The sequence below is a fragment of the Myroides sp. TSA_177.3 genome, assembly GCF_052691955.1.
Genome location: NZ_JBQZGD010000004.1, coordinates 222,721 through 233,579, shown reverse-complemented (window position 1 = coordinate 233,579; position 10,859 = coordinate 222,721). Strand labels below are relative to the sequence as shown.

Genomic DNA, 10,859 nt, shown 5'->3' with positions numbered 1-10,859 from the left:
TCCAAACTTTACACCTCCTTTTTTTAAAAGTATTTTCGATAATTGTCGCAACTCCCTATTATCATTCACGTTACAACTCAAAGTTTTTTTTGACTTTTTCATGGATTAGGATCGTGTGAAGCCGTGATGCTGCTTTTTTTTGCTTTTTTGCCTTTTTGCAAGGGGAATTTTTGAGGGGATGCATCAAACAAAAGAAGGGTTTCTTTTGAAAAAGATGGTTCGAGGAAAGGTTTTCTTTTGAAAAAACATTTCGGACATAGGGGCAAATTGCCATTTGCCCGTACGCATATATAGAGGTAAACGCTTTTTTGCCTTTTTGCAAGAGGTGCTTTTGGAAAATGAATCAGATAAAAGAAGAGTTTCTTTTGAAAAAGGTGATTCGGGCATAGGGCACATTGCCATGTGCCCGTACGGGGGAAAGATATTTTTGTTTTTTGATGCTCTCCTTATATATAGGTAGGGGCACACGGCCATGCGCCCTCTCTAAAAAGAAAAGATATTCTTCAAAAAGAATATCAAGCAACTTCACAAAAACAAAAAAGCAACAAAAAGCTTTCCTCCTCCCCTGTTCTTCTTAATCCTAATAATATATTTTTATCTTTGAACTTCATATTTTTAAACTTTACTTATTATGTATGTAAAAAAAGCTATTGTAGGTACTTTAACTGGTATAACTTTATTTAGTATGTCGTGTAAGCAAAATCCAGATCAAGCTGATGCAAATCCAAATTGGGATGAAAGCAATGCTTTTTTTGCTGAGAGTACACTGCCTTATCAAACAGCCGATTTTGAAAAAATCAAAAACAAAGACTTTAAGCCTGCTATTTTAGAAGGTATGCGTCGTCAAGTAGAAGCCATTGACAAGATTACTGCAAATACAGAAGCTCCGACTTTTGACAATACAATTACAGAATTAGAAAAGTCTAGTGCTTTATTGAAACGCGTGAGTTCTGTTTTTCATTTATTAGTAGGTGCACATACCAATGATGAGATTAAAGCTATCAACCAAGAATTATCTCCAAAGTTTGCCTCACATAATGATGGGATCTACCTTAATGATGCTCTTTTTCAAAGAGTAAAACAATTACATGATCAACAAGCGTCTTTGGGGTTAACGAGTGAACAAGCACGTGTACTTGATGTATACTATCAAGAATTTGTTCGTTCTGGGGCTAACTTAAAACCGGAACAAAAAGAAACACTGAAAAAATTGAATCAGGAATTAGCTTCACTTACCACAAAATTTGGAGATCAATTATTAGCTGCTACTAAATCTGGAAGTGTTATATTCACTAAAGAGGAATTAGATGGATTGAGTGAATCTGAACTAGAAGCATTCAAACAGGAAGATGGAACATACGCTATTCCTTTAAATAATACAACGCAACAACCAATTGCTGCTTCTTTACACAAAAAAGAATCACGCAAAAAGTTATTTGATGCAGGTTGGAATCGCACAGAAAAAGGAGATGACAATGATACTAGAGAGACTTTAATTACGATTGCAAAGAAACGTGCAGAAAAAGCGGAATTATTAGGTTTCAAAAACTATGCGGAATGGAGCCTACAAGGAAGTATGGCGAACAAACCAGATCAGGCAAAAAAATTAATGGATCAATTAAGCCCTTATGCTGTTGGTTCAGCTACACAAGAGGCGAAAGAAATCCAAGACTTAATCAACAAAGAAGCTGATCCGTTTACTTTGACTGCAGCTGATTGGGATTATTATGCTGAAAAAATTAGAGAACAGAAATATGCGTTGAATCTAAATGAAGTAAAACCATACTTCGAGATGAATGCTGTATTGGAACAGGGTGTTTTCTATATGGCTGAAAAACTATACGGAATTACATTCCACGAACGCAAGGATATTCCTGTTTGGCAAGAGGATGTACGTGTTTTTGAAATTTTCAATGAAGATAAAAGTCCGATTGGATTATTTTACGTTGACTTTTATGCACGTGAATCAAAACGCGGAGGTGCATGGATGAGTAATATCGTAACGCAATCGAAATTATTAAACCAAGCTCCTGTTGTTTACAATGTTTGTAACTACCAGAAACCTGCTGCAGGTCAACCGACACTTTTATCTCCAGATGAAGTAATCACTATGTTCCATGAATTTGGACATGGACTTCATGGATTCCTATCAGATGTAACCTATCCAACTGTTGCTGGTACAAGTGTATCACGTGATTTTGTCGAATTGCCATCACAGTTCCATGAGCATTTTGCTTTTTTACCTGAGGTATTAACAAACTATGCAAAGCACTATAAAACAGGAGAGGTAATTCCAGAGAGTTTAATTGCGAAGATGAAAGCGGCTCAAAACTTTAATATTGGGTATGGCCTAACTGAAATTTTAAGTGCTTCTCTATTGGATATGGAATGGCATACGATTTCTTCTACAGCTGATATTAAGGATGTAGCTACATTTGAACAAGAAGCTTTAGCAAAATACGGCATTAATCTAGCTACAGTACCCCCAAGATACCGCTCTTCATTCTTCAATCACGTATTTGGAGGAGGCTACGCAGCAGGATATTATTCATACACTTGGGCCGAAACACTAGACAATGATGCTTTCCAATGGTTGATGGACAACGGCGGAATGAACCGTAAAAATGGTCAAATCTTCAGAGATAAGATTTTATCAAAAGGAAACACAAAACCATCAGATGAAATGTATCGCGAGTTTAGAGGAAAAGATGCTACCATTGATGCTTATTTAAAAATGAAAGGGTTTGATCAAAAAACCACTTTTAAAAACAACAATAAATTAGATGCTAAAATCTAACAAAAAAAGTCAGAGCGATTTGCTCTGACTTTTTTTTATTTTGTAACTTCTTTGAAGCTATCAACCATTTTATTTATTTGCTCTTGATTCTTGTCTTTGTATTCTTTTAAAGTCCAAACCAATACTTGATAGTAATCTTCTTTTCCTTCAAAAGCAGCAAACTTATAATAAACATCTAATCCTCCAATTCTCGCTGTAAAATCAGCTACTCTTGCAGGCAAGTTATGAATTGGACGATCTTGAAGTTTCAATTCGCTTGGCTCAAGTTGTTCTAATGTAGAAGTCAAATATTCCAGTGTTGTACTTGAAAACTGAGTGAATATATCTTCTCCTTCTCCTGTTGTTGCTTTGAATAACTCATCAATCTCATTTTTATTTTCTTTAATGACGATCATATAAAGTTCTTCTTGTACATTTTGCAATTGAAGAGTTGCATCTCCATTTAGTCCTCTAGTCTTTTGCATAGTGCTGGGAACTTCAACACTAAATTTATCATCATGTACAATTTCCGTATAAGCGGTTTTATTATTACATCCCACCAATACCGTAAGAAGAAGTACTAAGGTTCCAATTTTCTTGATCATATGTATTTTGATTTAGTCCAACAAAAATACATACAAAATTAAGATTGTTCCAAATTTTGCATGACTTCTGCAAATAGTTGCATGCTGTACTTGCGCTTGTCATAATCATAGATTGGTGTTGTGATCATTAGTTCATCCACTTCTAGTACTTCACAGAAGCGATTGAGTTCTGGCAGCATCTCTTCTTTCGTTCCAATAAAAGAACAAGCGGTCATATTGTAAACCGCAGCCTCCTCTTGTACATTCCAGATTCCTTGCATAGATTCGATAGGTGGTTGTAAAGGTTTTCTATCATTTCTGATAATTCCCAAAAACATGCGATAAAAAGAAGTCGCTAATTTTTCAGCTTCATGTGCAGAGTCCGCTAAAATAGCATTGACACAAGGCATAAAGTACGGTTTATCTAATTGCGCTGAAGGTTTAAAATTATTTCTATAGATTTTACCAGCCATTTGAATCTGATCAGGAGCAAAATGACTAGCAAAAGCATAAGGCAATCCCAATTCGGCAGCCAAATATGCGCTATCCGTACTCGATCCCAAAATCCAAAACGGAATATCCAATCCTTCTCCAGGAAAGGCTCTTACTTTTGCTTCAGCATTAGAGGCACTAAAAAACGTTTTTAATTCTTGAATTTGCTGTGGAAAGAAATTGGCACTCATCGTATCATTTCTTCTCAACGCCATTGCGGTGAGCTGATCTGTACCTGGCGCTCTTCCCAATCCTAAGTCAATTCTATTGGGATACAATGATTCCAAAGTACCAAATTGCTCCGCAATGACCAAAGGAGGGTGATTGGGTAACATAATCCCCCCGGATCCCACGCGTATTTTTTCTGTTCCTCCTGCGATATAACCAATCAGAACTGAAGTAGCTGAACTTGCAATATGCGGCATATTGTGATGTTCAGCTACCCAAAAACGAGTATAATTGAGTTGCTCGGCATGTTGAGCGGTAACTAAGACATTGTTTAATGTTTCTTTCGTCGATTTTTCGGCGCCAATAACGGCTAAATCGAGGAAAGAATAGGCTATATTTTTATTCATAATACTTAATCTGGTGAATTAGTTTTTGTAAGCTATTAAAGTAATCAATAAAAAAAGAATACACTAATCCAATAGAAATAGTTTAACATTTCGAAATCCCAAAGCTGCTACTCCCCATAAAAAAAGCCCCTTCTTAAGGAAGAGGCCTTGTATTTTTATCGAATTGTAATCGTACAATTAGAAAGATCATCAATAATAGCTAAGGATTCAACGCGAACACCTTTTTCTTCTAGCAACTTTCGTCCTTCTTGAAAAGCTTTTTCAATGATAAAGCCCATTCCAACTAAAGTAGCTCCAGATTGTTCGATCAAATCTAATACTCCTACAGCAGCATTTCCATATGCTAGGAAGTCATCTACAAAAAGTACGTGATCATCAGGAGTTAGAAAATCATTGCTAATCACTACATCATACGTTCTATCTTTTGTAAAAGAGTGGATTTGCGTGTGCAACATATGCTCCATCGTACTAGGTTTCTTTTTCTTTGCAAATACCACAGGAAGATTGAGCAAATATCCTGTCATGATCGCAGGTGCGATTCCACTTGCTTCAATGGTCATAATCTTGTTTACTTTAGTTCCTGCAAATCGACGGACAAACTCTACTCCAATAGACTTCATTAAAACAGGGTCCATTTGGTGATTGATAAAGCTATCTACTTTTAAAATTCCTCCTTCAAAACATCTACCATCTTGAAGAATTCGTTGACGTAATAATTCCATTATTTTGTGTGTTGTCTATGAATAAATAAAGGAGATCAATTTGAATCTCCTTTTTGGGGTAATATAATTACGCGAAGTTAAAATAATATAAACTCGTTTACAAAATTCATAAACTCATTTTTAACAATAGACCTAACTTAAAACTCACTTCTTCCCTTTTAATACAACAAAAGGTCGAATTACTTTATTACCTACTTTATCTAATGTATTTTCAATATACTGCCAACGTTCTACATGGCTATAACCTATATTAGTCATAATTCGGATTAACCATTCTGTTCGATAAAAATGAAAAACATCTTCTTTAGCAAATGGTTGTTGTTGCGCGAAATCTTCTCGTATATACGACAGTGCTATACTTCCTCCAGGTTTAAGCACGCGATAAATCTCTGTAAAATACTTAACTGGATCCTTCCAGAAATAAACTGTATTTACGGAAAAACAATGATTAAAAAACTTATCTGGATAAGAAAGTGTGTTTAATTCTTCTGACAATTGCAATTCTATTTTTTCTTGGCTCAACGATTCCTTTACTTTCATCGCCATTTCTAACATTAAGCTAGAAATTTCTACGCCATAATACTGAAGATCTTGAGCAGTTGAAAAAATGTAAGGCAAATGTTTGGCACTGCCAAATCCAATTTCTAAGACAATATCTTCCTGGTGCAGTTGCAACCGATCTATCGTTTTGTAAATCATGTTGCTATTTGATTTAAACATTACTTCTGCCAACTCTTCACCTGCCTGTCCAGAAGGGCATCGCAGTTGATTTGCTACCTCATTTAAATCTAAATTACTCATTCCTTTTAATTTTGTCCAAATATAGTTATTTAGAATGAGTCCACATAATATATCGTCATATTATTTTTCAGTTACTCCACTAAAAAAGAAGGATTTGAAAACGAAAAACCCCGAAAGATCATTTCGGGGTTTTCCTAACAAAAATAAACTAACAACTCAATAAAGAACAAATACAAAAAGCTATTTGCCATTCGATTGAATTCAACATATAGAGTGCGACAACTAACCTCTATATACTCTTAACTATTTTTTATCTCAATAGAGCATATTCAAATTTTGGGTATCCACGATCTCCTTTTTCATTGAAGAAATCTAGCATTCTCATTTTATAATAATTCCCTTTTGCATCTTTGATTACATAAAAGACATTTTTATACAACACTTTTGCATTTGCTACTTCTCTCCATGTACCACCTATTGTAGTAAAATCGTTGGATAATGCGCTTTCATCTACACTTTGTAGATTATAAGCTTTATAGAAATTCTTATCACCTGCTGGTATAGTTACTTTATACGCTTTTACACCACCATAACTATTCTGTACAATAAAGTCAGAGTATCCATATGATCCTTTTGGATCTCCAGCCTGATCTACTTTATTTGTAAAGACCGTAAAGTTTAAATCCCATTTTGCTTTACTTGGCTCAACTTGTACGATACTATTTGTATTGAAGCTATAGAAGGTAAAATTAAATCCAGGTGATTTTGGTATCATTACCTCTTTATGCGTACTATCATTGATATCTGCATACTGCAATAGATAACCGCCTTCACGTTTTAGGATACGTACTTTTTTCCAACCGCGTTCTTTACCTGTCACTAAAACCGATCCTGGTTCAACGGCATCCATTCCTGGATCAAAGCCCATATTAACCAAATACACTTTGTTATTTGCATCAATATCTGAAATTGCGTGAATCGCCGTTTTAGAAGGATCTCCCGATGGGTCATCAATATATTCTAAATTCGCTGGATCAAAAGTTCCGATTTTCACTACATTTTTCATCTCGCGAATCGTATTATCGTCGCGTACATCATCGATTGTATTCACTCCTTTGATTGTACCCGCAGCCATATATACTGAACCATTCAAACGAACTCTAAATTCATTTCCACTATCAAAGGCTAAATCCCATGAATTGCGTTTCACTTCATACATTGCTTTTCCACCTAGATCAACATAAACCTGATTTGGTTGTGTTGGACCACCAACATTCGGTGCCATAATTCCACCCAATGAAGTGTCAAAACTAATCATCATGACATTATACCCTTGGATTTTTGGTGTCTTCTCGCTATAATTTACTTTTTCGATATTGAACTGAATGGTCTTGTCCATTCGATCATATGGAAAAATTAAATTTTCGAAGGTAAACGATGTACTTTTCATTCCTTTAGAAAAAGGAACAACTAATTTATGATTGGCTGCTGCTGGTACGGTAGCAAAATCTACCCCATATATAGCCTTACTAGGAATAATCTGAATTTCAATACTTCCTTCTCCCTGTGCCATTTCAGAAAAAACTAACTCCACTTGACGCGTTGTTTCAATTTCTCTATAAGGAATAGAAGGGTCATCAAAAGCTACAATGAAATCGCGAACATCACTATTTCCATTATTAGAATCTTTCTCACATGAACTGAAAAAAACAAGTGCAACAATTGCAATAACAAGTTTTCCTAATTTATACTTCTTCATAATTAAAATCCTAATTTATATTGTAACTTAATAAAGAAGCTTGTTCCATATCCAATTGGATTTGTTGTTGAGCCTCCTGCGTGTGCTGTAGCTCCACTCGTTGTTGAGCGAATATCTTTGATATCAAATAGGTTTCTCACTCCTACTGTTGCATACAACATATTTTTGAAGAACGGTTGTCTTACACTAAAGTCTAACCAAGAATAACTTTCTTGTTTTCCTTTTGCATAATACTCACCAAATTCATCCGATCCTTTTTTGAAACGTTCCTCTTCTCCATTAAATTTATAGTATAAAGAAAAATTAGTTCCCGTTTTCTCCAAACGATAATTGATGTTTGCAGTTACTTCAGGAGTATATAAATACTTATCTGTTCCTTTAGGTGCTTTGTGAATTTCTTGAGAAACTCCTGACATGGTAAAACCAAGTCCAAAATCAAAAGAATTCCAGCTTAATTGACTCAAGAACGTTGCTCCAATGTTGCGGTATAAATCTGTATTCTCATAAATGAATTTCAATCCATCTGGATTTACAACTTCAATTAAATCAATCTTATCCGAAACCTCTAAATAACGACCTGTTAAACTGTTACTCAATTCTATATTATCTCCCAATGAAAACGTTTTCTTAAAGTTTAGAAATAACGTTTTTCCTTTTTCTGGCTTTAAATTTTCGTTCCCTTGTAAATCGTGATTCACATCGACAAAGTAGGTATACAATTCTTCATAATTTGGCAAACGAGGAGAAGTACCAATTGTACCGCGAATCTCGTAATCACCTGGAAGAACGTATTTCAATACCAAGCTCATAGCATGTTGGCTGTCAAATGTATTTGAAGTCATCAAGCGATACCCTGGACGCACCATCAAGCGCGGTAAAACATTGATTTCAGAGGAAGCGTAAAAATCATAGCTTCCCAATGCTTTTTTCTGTGGATTTTCAGCTAGCTGTTCTGACATGGCAGAATAACCATTCGTATAGGCTATCTCGTATCCTACTTGAAATTTCGCTGCATCTAATTTGATAAAGTCACTAAACGTACCTCTTGAGAAAAACACTTCTCTACTTTCACTTTTAAATGAGCTTTTATCAAATTTTTCATCGTACATAATACGATATCTATATTTATTGGTCTCTCTTTCTTGTTTTTGATAAGAGAAAGATAAATCAAATCGCAACCAATCATTCCAATTTCCAGAAGTATTCAATACATTCGACCAACGTTGTGTATTCAAAATACGGTCTACGGCTACTGGATTAATTGTTTCAAAGATTGGATCTTCATTAATATTGAACAATTTAGCATAGTCTTTCATGCGCTCATCAAAGTATTCAAACTTATAATACACACGATAAGATTTATGGTGATAGTTTAAAAAACCTTTTACGTTATTCTGATTTTTTGGCAACCACTCATGTCCTCTTTTATCTTCATCACCATAGTAGGTAAATCCTTTTCTATCGTCATACCATCCTTTAAAATCATTATGCGTATAGGAGATACTAGCATATAAATTATCATTGATATTATGTCCCACAGTAATACCCTGAATATGCTTCCCTTTATTCTTTAGGTCATATTCACTTCCTACAGTTTCTTCTTGTACAAAGAAATTGACATTCCAATCGTTGATGTTATTCTTTTTGGTGATGATATTGATAATTCCCGTTACTGCATTAGCACCATAGTCAACCCCCATTGCTCCTTCAACGATTTCAATCTGTTCAATATCGTCAAGATTGATTTGCGTTAAGTCCGTATTATTCCCGAATCCTTCATCTGAAATCATCGGTACATTATCAATAAGAATGGTAAAATATTGGGCGTCTAGACCAAACATTTTAACGGTTGAACGACCTGTACCTGCATTAGGTAAAATAGAAATATTCATTACTTGATTTAAAGCATCCGCTAAAGTAACAGCGCCTAAATTTTCAATTCTTTGCCTATTTAGAACAGTTACGTTGTTGACAGCTTTATTGATCGACTGAGGATTATATTGACCTGAAATTACAATTTCTTCCAACTTTTGGTCTGGCTCTTTGATCGTATCATTTGTTTGAGCAACTACAGTCGAACTTAAAGTAAGTAAGGTACCTGTTGCAAGCAGTAGTGAACGTTTCATTTATATGTAAAGTCTTTTATTTAGATAGATTCTTAATTGCAAAGATAAGAAAATATATTATTTAAATTGATTTTAAATAATATATTTTTAATAAAAAAAGCGAAGTTAACAACTTCGCTTTTCAATCTATACGCTGAGCTTCTAGTTTTTAGGTAAGAACACTTCTGCCATCATGCATCTTGCACTTCCACCACCACATGCTTCAATAGTATCTAAGCTGCTGTGTAGAATTTTTGCGTGTTTTTCAAGTGTTTTAATCTGTCCATCTGTTAAGCTATTATAAGCTTGTGTAGACATCACCAAGTATTTTTCGTCATTTGCACCTAATACTTGTAACATATTACCTGCAAAATTGTTTACTTGATCTTCTGTAATAAGAACAACTTCTTTTCCAGATTCTTTTAAGTGATTCAAGACAATTTTTCTTTCTTGTTTATCATCAATTGTATCAGCACAAATAACGGCGAATGTATCCCCTAAACACATCATTACATTGGTGTGGTAGATATTTTTACGCTCCCCATCAACGGTTTGGAATGCTTCAAAGATAACAGGGTTCATTTCAAAATCTTCACAAAACTCAATCACTAAACCTTCATCTGCACGTGGAGATAAAGCACAATAAGCGATTTCATTGGTTCTGTCTAATAAAAGGTTTCCTGTTCCTTCTAAAAACAAATCGTCTTCTTCCGCAGACGTATAATCCCAAATATCGTTGATTTCAAATCCTTGTTCCTCTAAAATATCCAAGATATCTTCGCGTCTTTCTAATCGTCTATTTTCAGCAAACATAGGATACAAAACAACTTCTCCAGATTCGTGGAAAGAGATCCAGTTGTTTGGAAAAATACTATCTGGTGTATCCGGATCTACTGTATCATCTACTACCGTAACATGTACTCCTACAGCGCGTAACTTTTCAACGAAAGCATCAAATTCTTGTTGTGCTTTTGCATTTACTGTTGCTGGAGTTAAATTGTCTAAAACCTTTTGGTAATAGTTATTCACTGCTGTTTGCTCATTCATACGAAAAGCAACAGGACGAATCATCAGAATATTATTTGTTATCTGTTTCATACTATTC

The 10,859-nt window shown here is 34.8% G+C and carries 8 protein-coding genes; 1 reads left to right on the top strand and 7 read right to left on the bottom strand.

What is annotated here, in order from left to right:
• Window positions 1-631 precede the first annotated feature (631 nt).
• Window positions 632-2,797, top strand: a complete 2,166-nt coding sequence (locus ACUTSE_RS06585) for a M3 family metallopeptidase (RefSeq protein WP_445639622.1) — start codon at window positions 632-634, stop codon at window positions 2,795-2,797.
• Window positions 2,798-2,832: 35 nt separating this feature from the next.
• Here ACUTSE_RS06585 and ACUTSE_RS06580 read toward each other — a convergent pair whose 3' ends face one another.
• The 7 genes from ACUTSE_RS06580 to ctlX all read right to left on the bottom strand — a co-directional run bounded on the left by ACUTSE_RS06580 (window position 2,833) and on the right by ctlX (window position 10,852).
• Window positions 2,833-3,381, bottom strand: a complete 549-nt coding sequence (locus ACUTSE_RS06580) for a hypothetical protein (protein ID WP_445639621.1) — start codon at window positions 3,379-3,381, stop codon at window positions 2,833-2,835.
• 38 nt (window positions 3,382-3,419) lie between these two features.
• Entirely contained in the window at window positions 3,420-4,427 is a 1,008-nt protein-coding gene (locus ACUTSE_RS06575) for an LLM class flavin-dependent oxidoreductase (RefSeq protein WP_115091688.1), read from the bottom strand.
• 155 nt (window positions 4,428-4,582) lie between these two features.
• Window positions 4,583-5,149, bottom strand: a complete 567-nt coding sequence (xpt, locus tag ACUTSE_RS06570) for a xanthine phosphoribosyltransferase (protein ID WP_002987460.1) — start codon at window positions 5,147-5,149, stop codon at window positions 4,583-4,585.
• A 144-nt stretch (window positions 5,150-5,293) separates the two neighbouring features.
• A complete protein-coding gene (locus ACUTSE_RS06565; protein ID WP_002987462.1) occupies window positions 5,294-5,950 on the bottom strand; it encodes a class I SAM-dependent methyltransferase in 657 nt (218 codons plus the stop codon).
• Window positions 5,951-6,200: 250 nt separating this feature from the next.
• Window positions 6,201-7,649, bottom strand: a complete 1,449-nt coding sequence (locus tag ACUTSE_RS06560; protein WP_445639620.1) for an HmuY family protein — start codon at window positions 7,647-7,649, stop codon at window positions 6,201-6,203.
• A gap of 2 nt (window positions 7,650-7,651) precedes the next feature.
• Window positions 7,652-9,775 (bottom strand): TonB-dependent receptor plug domain-containing protein, encoded by a 2,124-nt coding sequence (locus tag ACUTSE_RS06555; protein ID WP_445639619.1) that lies wholly within the window; start codon window positions 9,773-9,775, stop codon window positions 7,652-7,654.
• Between the two features lie 141 nt (window positions 9,776-9,916).
• The gene (gene ctlX / locus ACUTSE_RS06550; protein WP_002987470.1) at window positions 9,917-10,852 is read right to left on the bottom strand and encodes a citrulline utilization hydrolase CtlX; all 936 of its coding nucleotides are present in this window, start codon (window positions 10,850-10,852) and stop codon (window positions 9,917-9,919) included.
• Between the last annotated feature and the right edge of the window lie 7 nt (window positions 10,853-10,859).